Here is a 22,145-nt window from a genome sequence, read left to right as displayed (position 1 = left end):
ATTGTCCGCGCGGAGTCCGTAGGATGGTGGAAACGCCTGAATGACGCAGTTGATCGCCCAACCGCTGACCGCTGCGGCCTTTGCCCCCTATGGCGACGTGCTTGATGCATCAGGCGCGCCTGACAAGATGATCAACGCGGGGCTTTGCGGGCGTTTTCACGACCGTGCGCGCCTTGATTTCGGCGGCGGGGGACGCGCCGGGATCAGCATATTCAGCGCCCAGCCGCGCGCCCTGCCCTATACCTGCGATCTGGTTGAGCGGCATCCCGAGGGCAGCCAGGCCTTTGTGCCGATGCATGAAAATCCATGGCTGGTGATCGTCGCCGAAGACGGCCCGACTCCCGGTGCGCTGCACGCTTTTGTCGCATCGCCGGGACAGGGCGTGAACCTGCATCGCGGCACCTGGCATGGCGTGTTGACACCGCTGCATGGCCCGGGCCTGTTTGCTGTCATCGACAGGATCGGGGACACGCCGAACCTGCAAGAATATCCGCTGAAAGAGCCGGTTATCATCACCCTGCCCGCTGCCTGAGGCGCGGCAAACCCCATTTCAAAAGCGTCCGGCAAGAGGCGCATTCCACAACTCAAACATCTGACTGACAAGGGACATACGACCATGACTGACGCAAGCATCGGGAGCCCGGCGCAACTCGCCGATCCCAATTACACCCCCCCGCTGGCCAAGGCCGTACCGCTGGGCATCCAGCATGTGATGGCGATGTTCGCCAGCAACGTGACCCCGGCGATCATCGTCGCGGGTGCGGCCGGTTTCGGCTTTGGCTCGAACAGCCCGGACTTTCCGAACCTGATCTACATGATCCAGATGTCGATGCTGTTTGCCGGTATCGCGACGCTGTTCCAGACCATCGGCTTTGGCCCGATCGGCGCGCGTCTGCCCATCGTGCAGGGGACAAGCTTTGCCTTTCTGCCGATCATGATCCCCGCCGTTGCGGGTCAGGGCGTGGCGGGCATGGCTGGCCTCATGACCGGGGTTGTCATCGGTGGCATATTCCACTTCTTCCTGGGTACATTCGTGGGGCGCATCCGTTTTGCGCTGCCGCCGCTGGTGACCGGCCTTATCGTGCTGATGATCGGCCTCGCGCTTGTGCGGGTCGGCATCCAGTATGCGGCGGGCGGCGTTCCGCTGATGGGCAAGCCTGAGTTCGGCACCCTTTCGATGTGGTTCCCCGCGCTTGTCGTCATCGTCGTGACGCTGGGGATCAAGTTCTTTACCAAGGGGCTGCTGTCGGTTTCGGCGGTTCTGGTGGGTCTGGTCGCCGGTTACCTTGTGGCGCTGTCCATGGGTCAGGTGAACTTTGGCAATATCAGCCGCGCGGCGAGCTTTGCCCTGCCCAACCCGTTCCGCTGGGGGATGGAGTTCAATGTCGCCATCATCGTCGGCATGTGTTTCATGGCCGTCATTTCGGCCATCGAAACGGTCGGTGACGTCTCTGGCATCACCAAGGGCGGTGCCGGTCGCGAGGCAACTGACAAGGAAATCTCTGGCGCGACCTTTGCTGACGGTCTGGGTACGGCGGTTGCCGGCGTGTTCGGCGGCCTGCCCAACACATCGTTTTCGCAGAACGTCGGCCTGATCTCGATGACTGGTGTAATGAGCCGCCATGTGGTGACCATCGGCGCGCTGTTCCTGATTGTCTGCGGCCTTGTTCCCAAGGTTGGCGCGGCGGTGTCCACGGTGCCGATCAACGTGCTGGGCGGCGGTGTTGTCGTGATGTTCGGCATGGTCTGCGCGGCCGGCATCAACATGCTGTCCGAAGTGGTCTGGAACCGCCGCAACATGGTGATCTTTGCCGTGTCGCTGTCGGTGGGTCTGGGTCTTCAGCTGGAACCGAGCGCGTTGCAGCACCTGCCCAAGACGCTGCAGATCCTGCTGACCAGCGGTCTGCTGCCTGCGGCGACGCTGTCCATCGTGCTGAACCTGCTGCTGCCGGAAGATCTGGACTGATACGGAGTGTCCGCAAAGCGTTAGGGGCGACTCTGGCGCTTTGCGGACATGTCGGCACTGCAGACGGAGCCGGGCTGCGTCTGCCCGTGGGATGGCGCAGCAACAGATTAGCGGCGCGCTTTATATCCGCTGGGTCATTCGTCCTTATTAGCTATTTGCTGATGCCACCCAAGCGCCAGCCCGCCGGACGGGCAGGCGCTGCCCGGCGCCTTTGGCTTGATTCCGGGCAAGGCGCCCGGAAACGTAACGCACTAATGAAAAGGGCCGGGAAATCCCGGCCCTTTTGCGTTGCTGGTTTCAGAAATGGATCAGACGAACTTCTTGATCTCGCCGGACTTCAGACGGGCGGAATAGCTGTTCAGCTCCTTCAGCACGATCGGCATCAGGAAGTAGAGGCCGATGATGTTGACCACTGCCATCGCAAAGATCGCCGCATCCGAGAAGTCGATAACCGGGCCAAGGCTGGCCGCTGCGCCGATGACGACGAAGATGCAGAAGATGACCTTGAACACCAGTTCCTTGGTCTTGCCTTCGCCGAACAGGTAGGTCCAGGCCTTGAGGCCGTAGTAGGACCAGGAGATCATCGTCGAGAAGGCGAACAGGATCACCGCAATCGCGAGGATGTACTTGAACCCGCCGATGGAGGACGAGAAGGCCGCAGAGGTCAGCGCCACACCGGAGTTGTCGCCAACGGTCTTGATCGCCGTACCGGCATCGTTCAACAGGTAAAGACCGGTTTCCGGATCCGACACAAGCTGACCGGTGATGATGATCACCAGAGCGGTCATGGTGCAGATCACCACCGTGTCAATCAGGGGCTCGAGCAGCGATACAAAGCCTTCGGTGATCGGTTCCTTGGTGCGCACCGCCGAGTGGGCGATGGCCGCAGAGCCGACGCCCGCCTCGTTCGAGAAGGCTGCCCGCTTGAAGCCCTGGATCAGCGCGCCGACCATGCCGCCAGCGACGCCAAGCCCGGTAAAGGCACCGTCAAAGATCTGACCAAAGGCCCAGCCGATCTGGCCAAAGTTCATCAGCAGGATGACCAGCGCCGTGCCGACATAAAGCACGCCCATGATCGGCACGACCTTTTCCGTCACCTGCGCGATGGATTTCAGACCGCCGATGATCACCGCAAAGACGATACCCGCAAAGATCACGCCAGTGATCCAGCCCGGATAGTCGCCCAGAACGTTGGTCAGCTGTGCATGGGCCTGATTGGCCTGGAACATGTTGCCGCCGCCCAACGCGCCGAGGATACAGAAGATCGAGAACAGAACCGCGAGCACCTTGCCACCCGGTGTGCCGCGTTCGGCAAAACCCTTGGTCAGGTAGTACATCGGGCCGCCCGAAACGGTGCCGTCCGGGTATTCATTGCGGTATTTCACGCCCAGCGTACATTCGGTGAACTTGGACGCCATGCCCATCAGACCCGCGAGGATCATCCAGAAGGTCGCGCCCGGGCCGCCAATGCCAATGGCAACCGCAACACCGGCGATATTGCCAAGGCCCACGGTGCCCGACAAAGCGGTGGCCAGCGCCTGAAAGTGGCTGACCTCGCCCGCGTCATCCGGATCGGAATAGTCGCCTTTGACCAACGAGATGGCATGGCCGAAAAAGCGGAACTGAACGAATTTGAAGTAAAAGGTAAAGACCGTCGCGGCGACAACCAGCCAGCCGACGATCCAAGGAAAGCTTGTGCCCGGGAAGGGGCTGAAGATGAAATTGACGAACCAACCGGTCGAAGACGCAAAAAGCGCGTTCACCTGTTCGTCAATCGTCTGCGCCAGCGCCGGGGCAGCGCCGAAAAACGTGACCCCCAGAGCCGCCAGAACGGTGCGAATGTAAGTCTGCATATGACTATCCCTGTCTTTTTTTCTAATGTTCAGGCACATGGATCATGGAACGATGGTGGTCGGGACCTTGGCGATCTGGACCAGAGTGCCCGCAACCGAACCGAAGACCCGCGCGACCAGCGATCCCTGCCCGTCACGACCGACGACCAGTTGGCTCGCGGCTGCCTGGGTGGCGATGTCAGACAGTTTCTCGGCGATATGGCCGTATTTGATGACCGTTTCGACCGGAACACCTGAATCCTTGAGCTTTTCCAGGACCGGGGCCAGAACGGCGGTTTCCGCACGCGCCATTTCTTCGTTACGGCGCTTGTGCCGCTCTGCCAGTTCCTCGGCAGTGAGGAACGAATAGGGTGACCATTCGAGAACATGTGCGATCAGGACAGACGCGTCCTGCGCCTTGGCCTGCGCCAAGGCAAAGTCGAGCGCACGCCGACCCGCAGCGCTGCCGTCATAACCGACGACGATTTTTCCGGACATAGGAACCTCCTTGTTTTTATGCGCCCCTCGTGGCGTGGAACTCACGGTAAACACAATTTAGGATTGATTGTGCAAAAAAGCGGCATCGGTAAGAAAAAGGCTAATTGGCCTGGGGAAACGCACAGCGGATGACGTATCGCCCATGTCTTGGGCAATTGCTCAGCCAGAAAGCAGCAGAGGCTCCCCGGCGGCACGCCATTTCAAACGAAAAAAAGCGCGCCGATGGTACGGCGCGCCTTTCAACTCATTTTCCGGTTTGAACTGTGGCCCGTCAGGCGACGTCAAATTCCAGCGGCTTGATCTGCTGGAACAGGCCGGTTTTTTCCAGCTTGGCAATCACATCGGCCGGTACCACGTCATCAACATAGAGAAGGGCAATCGCTTCGCCCTTGGCGGCGGACCGGCCGAGGGTAAAGTTCGCGATGTTCACACCGTTTTCGCCCATGGTCATACCCAGCGTACCGATGATGCCGGGGACATCCTCGTTCGTGGTATAGAGCATGTGCGCACCGACCTCGGCGTCGATGTTGATGCCCTTGATCTGGATAAAGCGCGGCTTGCCATCGCTGAACACCGTACCCGCGATGGAACGTTCGCGTTTGTTCGTCACCACGGTCACCTTGATATAACCGTCAAAGGCACCCGATTTGGCCTGATTGGTGATGCTTATCTTGATCCCGCGTTCCGCCGCGATGACCGGGGCAGAAACCATGTTAACATCCGGATTGGCGCGTTTCATGATCCCGGCAATGACCGAACAGTTCAGCGCGGCAAGGTTCATGTTGGAAACCGTACCATCGTAAAGGATGTTGATTGCCTGGATCGGCTCATCCGTCATCTGGCCGATGAAGGCGCCAAGGTGGTCGGCAAGCTTGATCCAGGGGCCCATGACCTTGGCCTCTTCTGCGGTCACCGACGGCATGTTCAGCGCGTTGGTCACGGCACCGGTCAGAAGGTAGTCCGCCATCTGTTCAGCCACCTGAAGGGCGACGTTTTCCTGTGCTTCGGTGGTTGCGGCACCAAGGTGGGGCGTGCAGACGACGTTGGGCAGGTTGAACAGCGGGTTTTCCTTGGCCGGTTCTTCGGCAAAGACGTCAAAGGCCGCACCGGCGACGTGGCCAGAGGTCAGCAGATCCGCCAGCGCCTGTTCGTCGACCAGACCGCCACGGGCGCAGTTGATGATGCGCACGCCCTTCTTGGTTTTCTGAAGGTTCTCGCGGGACAGGATGTTCTTCGTTGTGTCGGTCAGCGGCACGTGCAGGGTAATGAAATCGGCGCGCTTGAGCAGCTCTTCCAGCTCGACCTTTTCGACACCCATCTTGTCGGCCTTTTCCTGGCCAAGGAAGGGATCATAGGCCACGACCTTCATCTTGAGCCCGCGGGCGCGGTCACAGACGATGCCACCGATGTTGCCTGCGCCAATGACGCCAAGCGTCTTGCCGGTCAGCTCGACGCCCATGAACTTGGACTTTTCCCATTTACCGGCATGGGTCGAGCCTGACGCCTCGGGGATCTGGCGGGCAACGGCGAACATCATGGCGATGGCGTGTTCGGCGGTGGTGATCATGTTGCCAAAGGGCGTGTTCATCACGATCACGCCTTTCTTGGATGCCGCTTCCTTGTCGACGTTGTCGACACCGATGCCCGCGCGGCCAATGACCTTGAGGTTGGTGGCGGCGGCAAGGATCTTTTCGGTGACCTTGGTGGCGCTGCGGATGGCAAGGCCGTCATACTGGCCGATGACTTCGGCAAGCTTGTCCTTGTCCTTGCCAAGGTCAGGCTGGAAATCGACCTCGATGCCGCGATCGCGGAAGATCTGAACGGCGGCGTCGGAGAGTTTGTCGGAAATGAGAACGCGGGGGGCCATTGTGGTGGTCCTTCATGGAATGGGGAAAGGCTTGGGCCCACGCGGAGCCCAAGAATTTTCGCAGAAAATTCTGGATCAGGCGGCTTGTGACAGCGCTGCGATCTCGGCGTGGAACGCCCAGTCGAGCCATGGCAGGAGCGCCTCGATATCCGAGGTTTCCACCGTGCCGCCGCACCAGATCCGCAGACCGGCAGGTGCGTCACGATAAGCGCCGATGTCCAGCGCCACGCCTTCGGCCTCAAGCCGCTTGGCCACGGCCTTGGCAAAGGTTGCGCCATCGGTGATCCGCGCATCGGTGAACTTGAGGCAGACCGAGGTGTTCGAACGGGTCGCATCATCCTGCGCCAGGTTCGCGATCCAGTCGTTCGCCGCGCAGAAATCCCAGATCGCCTGCGCATTGGCGTCGGCGCGGGCCATCAGGCCGTTCAAACCGCCAACCGAACGCGCCCAGTCGAGCGCGACGAGGTAATCCTCGACCGCGAGCATGGAGGGCGTGTTGATCGTCTCACCGACAAAGATGCCTTCGATCAGTTTGCCGCCCTTGGTCAGCCGGAAAATCTTGGGCAGGGGCCATGCGGGGGTGTAGCTTTCCAGCCGTTCAACAGCGCGGGGCGACAGCACGATGATGCCGTGGGCCGCTTCGCCGCCCAGCACCTTCTGCCAGGAGAAGGTGGTGACGTCGAGCTTGTCCCAGGGCAGGTCCTGCGCGAAAGCGGCGCTGGTGGCGTCGCAGATGGTGAGACCGGCGCGGTCCGTCGGGATCGCATCGCCGTTCGGCATGCGCACGCCCGAGGTGGTGCCGTTCCAGGTAAAGACAACGTCCGTGTCGTAATCCACAGCGGCCATATCGACGATCTGGCCGTAATCGGCTGTCTTCACCGTCGCCTCGATCTTGAGCTGCTTGACCACGTCGGTGACCCATCCGGCGCCAAAGCTTTCCCAGGCGACCATGGTCGCGGGACGGGCACCGAGCATGGACCAAATGGCCATCTCGACAGCGCCGGTGTCCGATGCGGGCACGATTCCGATGCGGTAGTCGGCGGGAATGTTCAGGATCTCGCGGGTGCCCTCGATCGCGGCCTTGAGCTTGGCCTTGCCGACGCCTGCGCGATGCGAACGGCCCAGAGGCGCGTCTGCAAGCAGGTCGAGCGAGAATGTGGGGATTTTGGCGCAGGGGCCAGAGGAGAAACGCGGATTCATCGGCCGGGTGGCCGGGTGTTCAATAGCCATTTGTGCTATCCTTCCAGATAAGCGCCCTTCGTTGGGGAAGGGTGTCCCGCCGCTGGGGATACGAGCCAATTCGCGGTTCCACAAGCTGGAAAATGACGCTATTGCGCCGGTTGAGATGCAATTCGCGACGCGCAACGGCTACGATCGGAAACTTGCCCCATGTTCACAGCGACCCTTATCGCCCGTCCCGGCGGGTTGGACCCTGCCCTTGTCGAATCGCTGCGCAATGCCTGGGGTGGCGGGGACGCAGTATGGCTTGCGGCGGATGAGGCGGCAGAGTTCGGCCTGACCCAGATTCCGGGAAACCAGTGGGAGGTCTGGCAGGACTTGCAGAATCTGGCGGTGGATCTGGTCGTTCAGCAGACCAACGGTCGGACAAAGAAGATGCTCCTGGCCGATATGGACAGCACGATGATCCAGCAGGAATGCATCGACGAGCTGGCCGAGGTTGCCGGTGTCGGCGATCAGGTGCGCGGGATCACCGCAAGGGCGATGAACGGAGAGCTGGATTTCGACGGAGCCCTGACCGAGCGGGTCAGCCTGTTGAAAGGGTTGCCTGAGGGCATGATTCATCAGGTTCTTGAGACACGGATCACGCTGATGCCGGGTGGCGCCGAATTGCTGGCCACGATGAAGGCGCAGAACGGTTACGCGGCGCTTGTGTCAGGCGGCTTCACCGCCTTTACCGGCGCGATTGCCCATCGGCTGGGGTTTGACGAACATCGGGCCAACACGCTGCTGTTGGCCGGCGGGGCCCTGACCGGGGCGGTTGCCCAGCCCATTCTGGGACGCGAGGCCAAGGTGAGCGCGCTGGAAGAAATCACGGCGCAGCTCGGGATAACCGAGGCAGATGTCATCGCGGTCGGAGATGGTGCCAACGATCTGGGCATGCTTGGGCGCGCCGGTACTGGTGTGGCGCTGCATGCCAAGCCGTCGGTTCAGGCACAGTGCCAAGTGCGCGTGAACCATGGGGATCTGACCGCGCTGCTGTTTCTGCAGGGCTACGCGCGATCTGATTTTGTGACCTGACCCACGGCGCTGACGCAAAACTTTTCAAAAAAGTTTTGCCAAGAGTTTTCTGAAAACTCTTGGGCGCTGCGTCGGGCCGTCAGCGCATCAGGTCGGCAGCCGGGCGGATCTGTCCGGTCACGATGCCGCGGCGGTTCACGATCTCGGGGTTCAGGAACTGCACCACCGTCGGGTCCTGTGCATCGACCACGCCCAGCCGTACCAGCAGAGCCGCGAGGGCGCATTCCGATGCGCGTGTTGCACCGTCCTGCACCTTGAGCGCCAGACCCAGACCACGTTGGGGCAGGATGGCGATGAAATAGCCCTCGGCTCCGGTCTTGAGGGCGACCGGTTCGGTTGCGGCGCGCATCAGCAGGGTACACGCCCGGCCTTCGCCTGCGACCATCTCGGGGAAAGCGTACATCGCCGCCGTCAGCCGTGCCGCCGCCTGGCTGAGGCTGTCGGAGCGTTGATGCGCCGTTGCATAAAATGCCATCGCACGGGCCATGCCGTGCATCGTGGTAGCAAAGTTCGGGGCCGAGCAGCCGTCGATGCCGTAGCCGGGGCTGGATTCCGCCGTGACCGTTTCAAAAGCGTCAAGGCAGGCCTGTTGCACCGGGTGATCGGGCTGGACGTATTCCGGCCCGCCGCCCAGATGCCGGTTCAGGGTCAGAAAACCGGAGTGTTTGCCCGAGCAGTTGTTGTGCCACTGGCAGGGCGATTCGTCGTGTTTGATCATCTCGCGCGCCAGATCCCGGTCGCGGGTCATTTCGGGACCACAGCGCAGATCGGCGTCGCTCAGGCCGAGATCCTTGAGCCATGCCTGAACCGCCTCGACATGTATCGTGGCGCCCTGGTGCGAGGCGCAGGCGAGGGCCAGTTGCCGTTCGCTGAGACCGAAGGCATCGGCGGCGCCGGAGGCCACCAGCGGCAGCGCCTGGATCATCTTGGAGGAACTGCGCGGCAGCACCACTGCCTGCGGATCGCCCCAGGATTCGGTGATCTCGCCATCGGGGCCACAGATCACCACATGGCCAAAGTGCAGGCTTTCGGCGAAGGGACCGCGCCAGATTTCGGCAAGGGGGGCGGGCGTGGCTGTCATGGGGTCCTCACAAACAAGCGATATTCTGCCAACGGGGCTTTCACGCGGCCGGTATTTCAGGCTAATCTCCGCCCGTCGAGACAAAAACGGTTGCGTGGCAGCATAAGCCAGACCACCAAGGACGCAACCATGGGTATTGAGGCTGAATACAGCTGGAGGCTGCGCGTATGACATCAATTTTGAGCCGCATGATCGCTGGAGTTGCACTGGTCCTGGTGGCCGGGACTGCGCTTGCCCAGAGCGCGAGCACGAACCGCGTGGACGCGATGACCGACTGGTCGGTGTTCGAGGGCAAGGAGCCGCGCGAATGCTGGGCGGTGACCACCTACAAGGAAAGCGTGAACTCCAAGGACGGGCGCGTCGTTGCGGTGACGCGCGGTGAGATCCTGTTGATGGTTTTCTACCGCCCCGGTGCCAATGTCGCGGGACAGGTCGCCTTTACCGGCGGCTACCCCTTTGCCGACGGGTCGACCGTGAACGTCAATGTGAGCGGTACGCAGTTCGAGCTGTTCACAGAGGGCGAATGGGCCTGGCCCGCCACCCCGGAAGATGACAGCAAGCTTATCACGGCGCTGAAACGTGGGGCGGATGCGGTTCTGACTGCGCGTTCGGCCCGCGGGACGCAGACAAAGGATACCTTTTCGCTGCTCGGGTTTACCGCGGCGGTCGAGGATGCCGAGAAGCGCTGTTCCAGCTGATCGGCCGGATGGGGCGTTGTCCCCATACCCCCGGGGTATTTGAAAAGAGAAGAAGTGGGGATCGGTGCCTTGGCGCGCCGGTCTTTTTTGCTTTTGGCATTCCGGCGCGAATCCTGTATGGGGCGCTCTTCTGACTTTAGGATGATGTGCGATGTCTGCTTCGGTGCCGATTACCCAGGACGTGATGACGATCCCCCGCAAAGTTGCCGAGGGGCCGGTGAACCTTGTCGGGCTGACACGTCCGGCGATGGCCGAGGCGCTGCGCGCTATCGGCACGCCCGAGAAGCAGATCAAGATGCGGGTCAATCAGATCTGGCAGTGGGTTTATCACTGGGGCGTGCGCGATTTCGAATCGATGACCAACCTGGCCAAGGATTTCCGCGCCACGCTGGCGGACAATTTCGTCATCGACTTGCCCGAGATCGTATCCAAGCAGGTGTCATCCGATGGGACGCGCAAGTATCTGGTGCGGATCGCCGGGGGTCACGAGGTCGAAGTGGTCTATATCCCCGAGACGGATCGCGGCACGCTGTGCATCTCGTCCCAGGTGGGCTGCACGCTGACCTGTTCGTTCTGCCACACCGGCACACAAAAGCTGGTGCGCAACCTGACGGCGGGTGAAATCGTCGGCCAGATCATGCTGGCCCGCGACGATCTGGGGGAATGGCCCGTGCAGGGCGCGCCAAAGAACGAAACGCGGTTGCTGTCCAACATCGTGCTGATGGGCATGGGCGAGCCGCTGTATAACTTTGACAATGTGCGCGACGGCATGAAGATCGCCATGGACCCCGAGGGCATTTCGCTGAGCCGTCGCCGGATCACCCTGTCGACCAGCGGCGTCGTGCCCGAGATCGCTAAGACCGCATCCGAGATTGGCTGTTTGCTGGCGGTCAGCTTTCACGCCACCACGGACGAGGTGCGCGACCGGCTGGTGCCGATCAACAAGCGCTGGAATATCGAGACGCTGCTGAACGCGCTGCGGGAATACCCGAAGGTGTCGAATTCCGAGCGGATCACCTTTGAATACGTGATGCTGAAGGGTGTGAATGATTCGGATGAGGATGCGCACCGTCTGGTCGAGTTGATCCGGGGCATTCCCGCCAAGATCAACCTGATCCCGTTCAACGAATGGCCGGGCGCGCCGTACGAGAGGTCTTCGGGCAACCGTATCCACGCCTTTGCCGACATCCTGTATCACGCCGGCTATGCCAGCCCGATCCGCACCCCACGTGGCGAGGATATCATGGCGGCCTGTGGTCAGCTGAAGTCTGCGACAGAGCGCGCGCGCAAGTCCCGCGCACAGATCGCGGCAGAGACCGGTCAGGGCTGAGGGGGCTAGCTGCGCAGAACCCCGCGCAGCGCCCGCCAGAGGTAGAGGCCGAGCAGCAACAGCAGCAGCGCGTTGGTGATCGGGTTGAGCCAGTCCGCCACGCGGTCGAAATGCGCCCGCAGCAGGTATCCGGCTGCCGCGAGCAGTACGGTCCACAGGAAACTGCCCAGGGCAGTGCTGAGCAGGAATGGCAGCATCGGCATCCGGGTCAGACCCGCCGGAACCGAGATCAGCGTGCGCACCCCCGGGACCATCCGGCCAAAGAATACCGCCCCCGCACCGTGCCTGCGAAACCATGCCAGCGCGCGGTCCAGATCTTCGTTGGAGAGGGTCAGCCATTTGCCATAACCCGCGATGAAGCGGCGCAGTCGGGTTTCATCCGCCCAGAGACCGACCCAGTACCACAGGACCGCCCCGGTCACCGAACCGATTGTTCCCAGCAGCACAATGGTGACAAAGCTCATTTCACCGCGAGCCGAGAGGTAACCGGCAAAGGGCATCACGAGTTCGGACGGGATTGGGGGGAAGACGTTTTCGAGGAACATAAGCAGAGCGACGCCAAAACTTCCCATGGCGGACAGCCAGTTGGTGATGACATCGAACATGGGCGGACTTTCCTATCGTTTATGTGCAGCGCCGGACATCGCTGTATCTGGGTGGTGAACCGTCGATTCGCCCCCTTATCTGATAATCCCGATAAGGCCCAAGGGGCGTTGTAGATGACAGTCCTGGCTGGTGCGAAGATGCGTGGATCCAGTTTTCTTTCCCGTTTTCCAAACCGGTTATGTGATTCTGGTCCTGTGCGTTTCGTAAATTATGGCTCCGTCGTTTAACTTTTCGATTTCAAACAGGTTCCCACAAGGTCGGTTGGGGTGTGCCATCAACGGCAGCGGATTACCCAAAATATCAAGTCAAATATACCCAACTGAATTAATCAGGATTGACAGAAGGGCTGCCGCACGGCAAGAGTCGGGGCTATCCTGACTGAGGGTCCCGCCATGAAACACGCATCCTTTACCCTTTCTGACGCCCGTCCGCTGGGCCTGAGTGATCTGCGTCTGGCCGAGGCGCGCCTTGTCGCGATGCTGCGGCTTTGGGGCGAAGGTGCTGCGGGGCAGGAGCAGGTCTGGAACGGATTGTGCGCCGTTCTGGGGTCCAACCGTGCCCGGAACTGCCTTTCGGCGTTCGAAGATGTACTGCGTCTGCTGCGCCGCCATGGCTGGCGCGCGCTGACGGTGCTGCCCTCCGAGGTTACCCGTCTGTCCGAGGATGAGGCCGTTTTCGCCCGATTTGTACTGACGGCAACGGAACAAGACCGCGACACGGCCTATCTGGATGCGAGTTTTCTGGTGTCCCCCGCCGGAATCCTGCCGTTGATCCTGGCGGCGTCCCGCGCGGGCCTTCCGCTGTTGTGCGAGGAAAGCCGTTGCAGGTTGCACGAGGCCATGCGCCCGGCCTGATCGCACCTTGACCTTCCCGTCACTGGAATCCTTATATTGGGGTGGGAAACCATCGTCAGGAGAGATCCGCCATGAACATCGGTGACGTTGCCAAACGCGCGGGGCTGCCACCCAAGACCATCCGTTATTACGAAGAAATCGGCCTGATCAAACCGCTGAGGGGCCCAAACGGCTACCGCGCCTTTCGCGAACAGGATTTGCACAAGCTGGCCTTCCTGAGCCGTGCGCGCACGCTTGGTTTCACCATCGAGGATTGCCGCACGCTGCTTGCGCTATATGCTGATGAGGGGCGAGCCAGTGCGGATGTTAAACAGGTGGCGCAGGAACATCTGGGCCAGATCGACGACAAGATCGCCCAGCTGAAGACGATGCGCGACACGCTGTCCGAACTGGTGCGCTGCTGTGCCGGGGACAACCGCCCCGATTGCCCCATCCTGAACGATCTTGCCGCCGAGGTCTGATTTACTTGCGCATGCTGGCCGAAATGCTGTCCAGGATGTCGGGCAGCGCGTCAAATGCACCCGCCTTGTCCAGCCCATTGACCATCTGCAGGTTCAAGGTGTTGGGGCTGGCAAGCGCGTCGCGCGCCTCTGACAGGCGGCCAGCGCGATCCCTGTCAAGGTTGTGCAGAAAACCCGCGACCAGATTCGAGACATAAACTTCGGCCTGATCCCTGTCGCCCGTCTGTCCCGCCAGCCAGTGACTTGCCGTTTCCAGCAGTCCAAGCGCGGCGGTCGTCATGGTTGAGGCGGCAAAGTGGTCTGTCAGGGCGGCTTCGTCCTTTTGTGGCAGGATCGGGTTTGCCGCGCCGAACAAGGCCGTCAGCGCCGAAGGGTTGCCCGCAACAGGCAAGGGGCAACCGCCGTTTTCGATAAGGCCATAGGGAATGGTCACTGCCAGATCACTGGCAGGTGCGCAGCCTTTGGCAAGGTCGGCCAGCGGCACACCGGCCATGACCGAGATCACCTGATGCCCGGCGCGCCATGGCAGGGACGGGATGACATCCGCCCAGACGGCCGGGCGCAGACAAAGAAAGACGATATCGCTGTCGGCAACGACGTCCGCGTTTGTGGCAACGGTGATGCCCAGCCCGGCCGCTGCCAGTTCTGCCGCGGTCGTGGCGCTGCGTTCCGACACGGTGACCCTGTGCCCGCCGCGGGCCAGCGCGCGGGCCATTGGCGCCGCGATATGGCCGGTTCCGACGAATCCGATGCGGGGCATGTCAGCAGTCTCCTTTGGTGCAAACACGGGCAGTGTTGCGCATAACGCGCGGGGATGCACCCCCGGGTGCAGGCCTGAAACGAAAACACCCGCGCAATTGTCTGCGCGGGTGCCTCACTTCTGCTCGATAATCGCTATGGTGCGGGCGCGTAGGGCTGCCTTGGATCAAGGCGTGTCTGCGGGGTGCGCCGGTCAGGCCATTGCAACCCCTTCGGGAACTTTCGCGCCGGTCATATAGGCGACCGCGTCTGACATGCTGTGTTCCTTGGGGTTGATCACACAAAGACGGCTGCCCAGCCGGTGAACGTGGATACGGTCGGCCACTTCGAACACATGTGGCATGTTGTGGCTGATCAGCACGATGGGAATACCGCGCGACCGGACCTCCTGGATCAGCTCCAGCACCTTGCGGCTTTCCTTGACGCCCAGCGCGGCGGTCGGTTCGTCCAGGATGATGACCTTGGACCCGAATGCGGCGGCGCGGGCGACCGAGATGCCCTGACGCTGGCCACCAGACAGGGTTTCTACAGCCTGATTGATGTTCTGGATCGTCATCAGACCCAGATCATTCAGCTTTTCCCGGGCAATGCGCGCCATTTCCTTGTTGTCGAGCATCTTGAAGTATTTGCCCATGAACCCCTGCTTGCGGATCTCACGGCCGACGAACATGTTGTCGACGATGGACAGGGCAGGTGACAGGGCGAGGGTCTGATAGACCGTTTCGATCCCGGCATTGCGCGCATCCAGCGGCGTCTTGAAGCCGGTCGGCTTGCCATCCAGTTCGATGGTGCCTTCGTCAATCTGTACAGCACCCGAAATCGCCTTGATCAGCGAGGATTTTCCAGCGCCATTGTCGCCGATCACGGCCAGAATTTCCCCCGGCATCAGATCGAAATCGGCATTGTTCAGGGCGGTCACGCGACCGTAGCGCTTTACCAGACCGCGGGCCTTGATGATGGGCTGTGTCATGCCGAAACCTTTCTGATCCATTGGTCGATGGCGACCGCGAGAATGATGAGCCAACCGATGGCAAAGACCTGCCACTGCACGTCAAGACCGGCGAGGCGAAGACCCGATTCAAACACACCCACGATGAGCGCGCCGAACAACGGCCCAAGGATCGAACCGCGCCCACCGAAAAGCGAGATGCCCCCGATCACCACGGCGGTGATGCTTTGCAGGTTCGCCTCGGCAAAGGCGTTGGGGGAAATCGACCCGACCCGACCGATGGATGCCCAGGCCGCAATGCCGACCACAGCACCGGAGGCCATGTAGACAGTCAGCAGGGTGCGGTCGGTCTTGATGCCCGCCAGTTCGGCGGCCTCTTTATCGTCGCCAATGGCATAGACGTGGCGCCCCCAGGCGGTCTTGTTCAGGAAATACCATAGCACCGCGAAAACCACGATCATCAGGATCACGCCAAAGGTGATGCGTGCAGAACCGATTGAGATGAAGCTGCCGAAAATCTTGAGTATCGGAGCCTCGGCGTCGATGTCCTGACTGCGGATCGACTGGGATCCGGTCAGCAGGCGCAGAACCGAGAGGAATATGTACCATGTGCCCAGCGTCACGATAAAGGGCGGCAGTTTGATCCGGGTGACGAGAAGGCCGTTCATCAGCCCGCCACCGATGGCCACCACAAATCCAGCGATCAGCGCGATAAAGCTGGGGACACCCAGATTGACGCCCAGCAGACCCATGACCACAGCGGAAAAGATCATCAGAGCCCCGACAGACAGGTCGATGCCCGCTGTCAGGATGATCAGAGACTGCGCCGCAGCCAGAACGCCGATGATCGACACCTGCTGCATGATCAGAGACAGGTTGAACATGGTCATGAATTTGCCGCCGGTCACCATCGGCAGGCTGAAGATCAGGACCGAAACTACCAGAACCATGACCGGCACCAGCGTCGGATTGAGGTGCAGAAGGTGCTGGAGACCGTCCACCAAACCTTTGCGCCTGTGCTCGAATTCCGCGACCTTCTTGTCGCTTTTATCAAGCGAGCTTTCAAAGTCCTGCCCCTTGGCCGGGGTCTGGTTCGTGTCCGTCATGATCTCTCCTCCTCCGGTCCAGCGTGGCTGAAACGGACTGTCAGGTCAAAGATTTGCGAGAGGGGTGAGAGTGGGAAAGGGCCGCGCGGCCCCCTCCCTGAAAGTACCGGAGGCTTAGCCCCAGCACTTTTCCAGTGCTTCGTCGGAGGTGATTGACGGGATGCCTTCGATCGGCTCGTCCGTCACCAATTCGACACCGGTGTTGAAAAAATCCAGACCTTCGGTGTTCTGCGGCTTGGTGCCGTCCTTGGCGAAGGCGGCAATCGCTTCGATCCCCATGGAGGCCATCAACAGCGGGAACTGCATGGAAGTCGCGCCGATAATGCCTTCCTTGACGTTCTGCACACCTGGGCAGCCACCGTCGACCGAAACGATCAGCGCCTGATCTTCCATGCCAAAGGATTTCAGCGCCTCATAGGCACCGGCCGCTGCGGGTTCGTTGATGGTGTAGACAACGTTGATGCCGTTATCCATCTGCATCAGGTTTTCCATCGCGGTCCGGCCGCCTTCTTCGTTGCCGTTGGTGACGTCGTTGCCGACGATGCGTTCGTCATCCTCGTCGCCGATGTCGGTCGGGTCCTTGATGTCGATGCCAAAGCCCTGAAGGAAGCCGTTGTCGCGCAGATAGTCGACCGATACCTCGGAGGGGTTGAGGTCGAGCAACGCGATTTTGGCAGCCGAAGTGTCGCCCATCTTGGCGGCGGCCCATTCGCCGATCAGTACGCCGGCCTTGAAGTTGTCGGTGGCAAATGTTGCGTCGGCCACATCCGCAGGTTCAAACGGCGTATCCAGCGCGATGACCAGCGCGCCGGCTTCACGCGCCTGCGCGATGACCGGCATAAGGGCCGCACCGTCGGACGGGGTGATCAGGATACCCTTGGCACCAGCGGCGATGCAGCTTTCCACAGCCGCGATCTGCGTCTCGACGTCGCCGTCGATCTTGCCGGCATAAGAGCTGAGCGTGATGCCCATCTCTTCGGCCTTGGCTTCGGCGCCTTCTTTCATCTTGACGAAAAACGGGTTGGTGTCGGTCTTGGTGATCAGGCAGGCGCTGACGGAATGTGCGGCGGCAAAGGCAGGCGCAGACATCAGCGTCATCAGAGCAGCAGTGCCCAGCAGACCGGCGGTACGGGTTTTGTTAAAAGTCATTGTGTTCCTCCCAAAGGATAACAAGAACCGGCTTGGCCGGCTTTCTGGTCGGGGACACACCTCCCTGTGCATCACCTACTTTGTCACAAGACACGGAATCACCCGGACCTGTCAATAATAAATAAATCAATCTTATTTATTATTGACAGCCACCCGCAGCCCCCTAGTCTGGGGCATGTATCAGGATGAATTCAGAGGTCACCGTGGAGCGGATTGCGACAGCGGACAGAGGCGATGGGTTAGCAGAGCCCGGCAGCCGCGGCTCGAACCAGAGCGGGATGCGCGCGCATAACGAACGGTTGGTGCTGACCCTTGTCCGCCGCCATGGCGCACTGGCCAAGGCAGAAATCGCCCGCACCACGGGCCTGTCTGCGCAAACGGTTTCGGTGATCATGCGCCAGCTTGAGGCGGACGGGCTGCTGGTCAAGGGCGACCCGGTACGCGGCAAGGTCGGCCAACCATCCGTACCGATGAGGTTGGCAGCCGAGGGGGCCTATTTCCTTGGGATCAAGATCGGGCGACGGAACGAGGAACTGGTGCTGATCGACTTTCTGGGCAAGGTCCACGGCCGTGTGCAACGCACCCATGCCTATCCCCACCCCGAAGATACGGTCAGCTTTGCCCTGCAGGCACTGCGGGAACTGACTGATCCGCTGAGTGCTGAGCAGAAGGCCCGGATTGCCGGACTTGGCATCGCGATGCCGTTCGAGATGTGGAACTGGGCGCGGCTGATCGGGGTCGATCCGGCGGAAATGGCGACGTGGCAGGACCGCGACATCAAGGCGGAACTGGCGGCGCAGGTGCCCTATCCGGTGTATCTGCAGAACGACGCCTCATGCGCCTGCGGGGCCGAGCTTGTCCTGGGCGCACAGGATACCCCGCGCGATTTCCTTTATTTCTATGTCGGGTACTTCATCGGGGGCGGGCTGGTCCTGAACGGGACGCTCTACAGTGGCCGGTCTGGCAACGCCGGCGCGCTGGGGTCTATGCCTGTGCCCGGGCCGGGGGGATCGCTGCAATTGATCGACGTCGCGTCGTTGTCCGGCATCGAAAAATTGATGGAGCAAGAGGGCCTGCCGACGCAGGGGCTTTGGGGCGATCCGGAAAACTGGTCGGTGCCGCCGGGGATAATGGATATCTGGATTGCCGATGCGGCCAAGGGCATTGCCCATGCGATCGCGGCCTCGGCATCGCTCATCGATTTTGAATCTGTGTTGATCGACGGCTGGATCCCTGCTGCGGTCCGCGACCGGCTGGTGCAGGACGTCCGCACTGCGCTGGCCCGGATCAACATGGCGGGAATCACTCCGCCCGAGGTCAATGCCGGCACGGTTGGGCCCTCGGCCAGATCGCTGGGTGCGGCCTGTCTGCCGCTGTCCGAACGGTTTCTTGTGGACGGTCAGGCCTTTCTGAAACAAGGCTGAATCGGCTGTTTCAGCCAAAAGCCAACATAAATTCCAAGGACGCGGCCACACTTTTTAGTTGCAAAAACGTCGCTTGCTTCGCATCCTGACACTATTTTTAGCTGGAAGGGTTTCACATGACGCGTTTTTTGGCATGCCTCGCATTCATTCTCGGATCAACCCAAGGCGTTCAGGCACAGGGAACACCCGCCAATCTGCCGATGCCGTCAGAGCTGCCGCTGCTGGATTACGAAAGCGCGCTCTATCCCTTTATCGCCAACCGCGACTATGTCGACCTTGGCTGGACCCCGGACAAAAGCTGGCGTGACACCGGGCCTTTCGTCCTCGACACCTCCTACGGTGTGCACCCTGCGGTGCGGATCTACTATTCGCCCGAAGTCATTGATTGGCTTGAGGGCGGGCGGCTGGGCGCGGTGCCGGATGGCTCTATCGTGGTCAAGGAAATGGTGGCTTCGCCCGCCGCGCGCTACAACGAATACCGCGAGATGCTGGAATACATGCACCCGGAGGACCCCGCGCTGGTCGAAGCCGAGATGCTGAAATACCTGAAAAAGGGCGACAACCTGAACTGGACCGTGATGGTCAAGGACAGCGCGATCAGTCACGGCGGCTGGTTCTTTGCCTCTGTCGCGCAGGACGCCGCAATCGACAGTTTCGATGCACCCTTCAACCCGCCCTCGGGTCAGGCGGGGGCAGGCACCTGCATGCGTTGCCATGCTTCTTCGGCCAACGAGCTGATCTTTTCGGCACTGTCGAATGTCGAGGGATACCCGGGCGAGCCGCTGATCTTTAACGTCGACGAAAGCTGGCGCAAGCTGGAGGACTTTCCGCCTGGGCCGTTCAACCTGCCGAAATGGCAGCGCCCGGCGATGGGGGCATCCGAGGGTGAGCTGATCGACGACATGTTTCACAATCGGGCCCTGCTGGCCAAGCTGAACGCAGCCGCGCCCGAATCGCCGATCGACGTGAACCCGGTCTTTACCGAGATGTTCCCAGCCACCGGCGGCATTGATGTGCCCCCGGATCAGGTGCTGAAGATGCCGAGCGAATGGCTCGACCATGTGCCATCGCGGCCCAATGATCCGCAGCATTTCCTGAGCTCGGACAACTGCGTCGGCTGTCATGGCGGGCTTGGCGGGCCGCCCTCCGGGACGACGATGTTCCTGCAGGACGGGCCAAAATACGGCGACGGATACAACATTTCGGAATATGGCGAATGGCGCTGGTCGCCCATGGGGCTGGCCGGACGCGATCCGATCTTTTTCGCGCAGTTGGAAAGCGAATTCGCCCTGCTTGAGGCGGCGGGAAATGGTGATCTGGCGGCAAATGTCGGCACGACCTGCCTGTCCTGCCATGGCGCGATGGGACAGCGGCAGTTGCAGATCGACGCCCATGCCAACCCCGATGCGGGACTGAACCCCAACAACTTCAAGGTGGCCTATACCCTGCTGCACGACCCCCTGACCCAGGCCGAGCAAGAGGCGCAGGAGGCCGATGGCACCTATCCCTATCACCAGTACGGCAACCTCGCGCGCGAGGGGATTTCCTGCGCCGTGTGCCACCATATCGCCCCGCCAGAGCGGGCCGAGGGGCAGCCGGATTACAACAAGCTCGACACCTACCTGATGAACGGGACCACGGGCGTTTTCCGCCTGAACGATTCGGATAAACTGATCGGGCCGTTCAAGGATGTCCGCCAGAAACCGATGCAGAACGCGATGGGCATCACCCCCGAGCATGACGATTATATCAAGAACAGTGAGCTGTGCGGCGCCTGCCACACGATCAACCTGCCCAACGTTGATGCCGATCCGAACGCGCCCCTGCCCGGCTATACCGCTGCGGATCAGGCCGTGTTCAATCAGGCGTCGGTCAACGGGTCGGAATTCCTGAACAGCCAGTACGGCGTGACCTTTCCGGAACCGCTGACCAAATTCCAGCACTCGGTCGAACAGGCGACCTATATCGAATGGGTCAACAGTTCCTATGCCGATCCGGGCACGGCACAGTCCTGTCAGGATTGTCATATGAAGGGCAATTTCGAGAGCGTGGATGGCAAGATCAAGCTGGATACGATCACCACGCAGATCGCCACGATCCAGGACAGTGCTATGCCGGATGTGGAAAATCTTTTGCCGACAGAAGAGATCAACGTGCCCTTCCGCGAGGGGTACAAGCGGCACAATTTCGTCGGCCTCAACGCCTATATGGTCGAGATGATGCGCCAGTTCAGCGATGAAACCGGGATGAGCCTGACGGATCCGATGACCTATGCCGACAACGGCGCGCAGCTGGCGATCGACACGATGGAGTTGCAGGCCCGGAATGAGACGGCGTCGGTCTCGCTGTATCTGGGCGAGGGCGACGGTGGTCTGGTGGCCAAAGTCGCGGTCGGGAACAAAACCGGGCACCGCCTGCCATCCGGCGTCGGTTTCCGCCGCGCGTTTCTTGAGGTGAGGGCCACCGATCCAGGGGGGGAAACGCTTTGGTGTTCGGGCTGTTCGAACGCAGCCGGGGTGATCATCGGCGCGGATGGCAAGCGGCTCAACACCGAGTTTCTGGACGTGGTGCCCGAAGGGGCGACCGAGGCGCTGTATCAGCCGCATCATCAGGTGATCGACAGCCCCGATCAGGTGCAGATCTACGAAGAGCTGACGCAGAATGCCGAGCGGGAATTCACCACCAGCTTTGTCCACCGGGTCTATCACCCCAAAGACAATCGCCTGACACCCCATGGGGCGCTGACGCCGGGAACGGATGCCTTCAAGGCCAAGTTCGGCGACAGCGAGGTGACAGCCGCCTTTATGAAGGCCACGATGCCAGAGGGGCGCGCCGCGTCGGATCCGGATTTCACCCCCGGAGAGGACCAGCTGGAATACCGGATCGCCCTGCCCGAAGGCACCGATCCGGGAACGGTCAAGGTGACGGCAACGCTCTATTCACAGGCGATACCGCCCTATTACCTCAAGCAGCGGTTCGAGACGGCGCCAAAGGGACCGGCGACGCAGCGGCTCTATTCCTTTGCCAGTCGGCTCAAGACCGAGGGCACGATCATCGAGGGCTGGAAGCTGAAAACCGCCTGGGCGGAGGCAAAGCTGGAGTAATCCGACTTTTGGGATGGGGACCTAACGGAGGGCAGCGCAGGACCGCAGGTCGGCGCTGCCCGCCGATAGTGCGAGGCACCTTATGGTTCAGTCCCGCAGGCCATTTCAGCGATGCGAGGGCGTCACAAAAGCGCCCGGCCATACGGCGGTCGTGCACTGCTCGGCGGCACTGCGCGCCATGATGCCGGGCTGGGAACTTTAG

General features: G+C 61.2%; 19 protein-coding genes. 9 read left to right on the top strand and 10 right to left on the bottom strand.

Annotated elements, in window-relative coordinates:
• Positions 1-40: 40 nt before the first annotated feature.
• Positions 41-532 (top strand): ureidoglycolate lyase, encoded by a 492-nt coding sequence (locus CHB75_RS05375; protein ID WP_089269504.1) that lies wholly within the window; start codon positions 41-43, stop codon positions 530-532.
• 84 nt (positions 533-616) lie between these two features.
• On the top strand, positions 617-1,966 hold the full coding sequence (locus tag CHB75_RS05370) for a uracil-xanthine permease family protein (protein WP_089269503.1): 1,350 nt from the start codon (positions 617-619) through the stop codon (positions 1,964-1,966).
• A gap of 308 nt (positions 1,967-2,274) precedes the next feature.
• Here CHB75_RS05370 and CHB75_RS05365 read toward each other — a convergent pair whose 3' ends face one another.
• The 4 genes from CHB75_RS05365 to CHB75_RS05350 all read right to left on the bottom strand — a co-directional run bounded on the left by CHB75_RS05365 (position 2,275) and on the right by CHB75_RS05350 (position 7,393).
• Positions 2,275-3,819, bottom strand: coding sequence for an alanine/glycine:cation symporter family protein (locus CHB75_RS05365; RefSeq protein WP_089269502.1), 1,545 nt, complete (start codon positions 3,817-3,819; stop codon positions 2,275-2,277).
• Positions 3,820-3,861: 42 nt separating this feature from the next.
• Positions 3,862-4,296, bottom strand: a complete 435-nt coding sequence (locus CHB75_RS05360; protein WP_089269501.1) for a universal stress protein — start codon at positions 4,294-4,296, stop codon at positions 3,862-3,864.
• Between the two features lie 271 nt (positions 4,297-4,567).
• Complete coding sequence (gene serA / locus CHB75_RS05355; protein WP_089269500.1) at positions 4,568-6,163, bottom strand: phosphoglycerate dehydrogenase; 1,596 nt, start codon at positions 6,161-6,163, stop codon at positions 4,568-4,570.
• A gap of 75 nt (positions 6,164-6,238) precedes the next feature.
• Positions 6,239-7,393, bottom strand: a complete 1,155-nt coding sequence (locus tag CHB75_RS05350) for a phosphoserine transaminase (RefSeq protein ID WP_089269499.1) — start codon at positions 7,391-7,393, stop codon at positions 6,239-6,241.
• 159 nt (positions 7,394-7,552) lie between these two features.
• Here CHB75_RS05350 and serB point away from each other — a divergent pair, with 159 nt between their 5' ends.
• Positions 7,553-8,422 carry a phosphoserine phosphatase SerB gene (gene serB / locus CHB75_RS05345; RefSeq protein ID WP_089269498.1) on the top strand — a complete coding sequence of 290 codons (870 nt, stop codon included), beginning with the start codon at positions 7,553-7,555 and terminating at the stop codon, positions 8,420-8,422.
• Between the two features lie 79 nt (positions 8,423-8,501).
• On the opposite strand, the gene CHB75_RS05340 is transcribed toward serB, so the two are convergent.
• Positions 8,502-9,503 carry an asparaginase gene (locus tag CHB75_RS05340; protein ID WP_089269497.1) on the bottom strand — a complete coding sequence of 334 codons (1,002 nt, stop codon included), beginning with the start codon at positions 9,501-9,503 and terminating at the stop codon, positions 8,502-8,504.
• Positions 9,504-9,670: 167 nt separating this feature from the next.
• On the opposite strand from CHB75_RS05340, the gene CHB75_RS05335 reads away from it, so the two are divergent.
• The gene (locus CHB75_RS05335) at positions 9,671-10,201 is read left to right on the top strand and encodes an invasion associated locus B family protein (RefSeq protein WP_089269496.1); all 531 of its coding nucleotides are present in this window, start codon (positions 9,671-9,673) and stop codon (positions 10,199-10,201) included.
• 151 nt (positions 10,202-10,352) lie between these two features.
• Positions 10,353-11,531, top strand: a complete 1,179-nt coding sequence (rlmN, locus tag CHB75_RS05330; RefSeq protein WP_089269495.1) for a dual-specificity RNA methyltransferase RlmN — start codon at positions 10,353-10,355, stop codon at positions 11,529-11,531.
• Positions 11,532-11,536: 5 nt separating this feature from the next.
• On the opposite strand, the gene CHB75_RS05325 is transcribed toward rlmN, so the two are convergent.
• Entirely contained in the window at positions 11,537-12,136 is a 600-nt protein-coding gene (locus CHB75_RS05325; RefSeq protein ID WP_089269494.1) for a DedA family protein, read from the bottom strand.
• Positions 12,137-12,529: 393 nt separating this feature from the next.
• Here CHB75_RS05325 and CHB75_RS05320 point away from each other — a divergent pair, with 393 nt between their 5' ends.
• Both CHB75_RS05320 and cueR read left to right on the top strand, forming a co-directional pair.
• Positions 12,530-12,991, top strand: a complete 462-nt coding sequence (locus CHB75_RS05320; protein WP_089269493.1) for a hypothetical protein — start codon at positions 12,530-12,532, stop codon at positions 12,989-12,991.
• Between the two features lie 71 nt (positions 12,992-13,062).
• Entirely contained in the window at positions 13,063-13,452 is a 390-nt protein-coding gene (gene cueR, locus CHB75_RS05315; RefSeq protein WP_089269492.1) for a Cu(I)-responsive transcriptional regulator, read from the top strand.
• 1 nt (position 13,453) lies between these two features.
• Here cueR and CHB75_RS05310 read toward each other — a convergent pair whose 3' ends face one another.
• The 4 genes from CHB75_RS05310 to CHB75_RS05295 form a co-directional block, all read right to left on the bottom strand.
• Complete coding sequence (locus CHB75_RS05310; protein WP_089269491.1) at positions 13,454-14,212, bottom strand: NAD(P)-binding domain-containing protein; 759 nt, start codon at positions 14,210-14,212, stop codon at positions 13,454-13,456.
• Positions 14,213-14,404: 192 nt separating this feature from the next.
• Positions 14,405-15,181, bottom strand: a complete 777-nt coding sequence (locus CHB75_RS05305) for an ATP-binding cassette domain-containing protein (protein ID WP_089269490.1) — start codon at positions 15,179-15,181, stop codon at positions 14,405-14,407.
• Positions 15,178-16,266: an ABC transporter permease gene (locus tag CHB75_RS05300; RefSeq protein ID WP_089269489.1), complete on the bottom strand. Its 1,089-nt coding sequence runs from the start codon at positions 16,264-16,266 to the stop codon at positions 15,178-15,180. Before CHB75_RS05300 ends, CHB75_RS05305 begins: the two co-directional genes overlap by 4 nt.
• A gap of 114 nt (positions 16,267-16,380) precedes the next feature.
• Positions 16,381-17,355, bottom strand: a complete 975-nt coding sequence (locus tag CHB75_RS05295; RefSeq protein ID WP_425439487.1) for a sugar ABC transporter substrate-binding protein — start codon at positions 17,353-17,355, stop codon at positions 16,381-16,383.
• A gap of 245 nt (positions 17,356-17,600) precedes the next feature.
• Here CHB75_RS05295 and CHB75_RS05290 point away from each other — a divergent pair, with 245 nt between their 5' ends.
• Both CHB75_RS05290 and CHB75_RS05285 read left to right on the top strand, forming a co-directional pair.
• On the top strand, positions 17,601-18,839 hold the full coding sequence (locus CHB75_RS05290; RefSeq protein ID WP_245840732.1) for an ROK family transcriptional regulator: 1,239 nt from the start codon (positions 17,601-17,603) through the stop codon (positions 18,837-18,839).
• 116 nt (positions 18,840-18,955) lie between these two features.
• Positions 18,956-21,943, top strand: coding sequence for a cytochrome P460 family protein (locus CHB75_RS05285; RefSeq protein ID WP_089269486.1), 2,988 nt, complete (start codon positions 18,956-18,958; stop codon positions 21,941-21,943).
• The last annotated feature ends 202 nt before the right edge of the window (positions 21,944-22,145 follow it).

Source organism: Puniceibacterium sediminis (assembly GCF_900188035.1).
In the GTDB taxonomy this organism is placed as follows: domain Bacteria; phylum Pseudomonadota; class Alphaproteobacteria; order Rhodobacterales; family Rhodobacteraceae; genus Puniceibacterium; species Puniceibacterium sediminis.
Note: the sequence above shows the minus strand (reverse complement) of the source record. Positions and strands in the feature narration are given on the sequence as shown.